Genomic DNA, 309 nt, shown 5'->3' with positions numbered 1-309 from the left:
GATACAGATATAACATCTTCGCTACGCTCAGATGTTTCGGCCAAACCCGATTTCGAGGCCGAATTCGAAAAGCAGTTTTGGCCAGTCTTTCCACGCCGCGCAGGAAAGGGCCAAGCCCTCAAAGCATTCAAGGCGGCTCGTAAGCGGGTTGATCTGGAGACAATTCTTGAAGGCGCCCGCCGTTACGCTGACGAACGCCGCGGTGAAAATCCAGAATACACGAAACACCCCGCCACTTGGCTGAATGGCCAATGCTGGACTGATGAGCCGGTACCAAAGTTCGCGCCTTCTCAGCAGACCACTGCCAAG

General features: G+C 54.7%; 1 protein-coding gene. It reads right to left on the bottom strand.

Annotated features, from left to right (window positions below):
* Positions 1-27 precede the first annotated feature (27 nt).
* A partial coding sequence (locus RCF13_RS00395) for a hypothetical protein (RefSeq protein WP_308140690.1) occupies positions 28-309 on the bottom strand: 282 nt, incomplete at its 5' end.

The organism is Stenotrophomonas maltophilia group sp. RNC7 (assembly GCF_030910085.1).
In the GTDB taxonomy this organism is placed as follows: domain Bacteria; phylum Pseudomonadota; class Gammaproteobacteria; order Xanthomonadales; family Xanthomonadaceae; genus Stenotrophomonas; species Stenotrophomonas sepilia.
The sequence above is the reverse complement of the archived record's forward strand: the minus strand, read 5'-3'. Positions and strand labels throughout refer to the sequence as shown.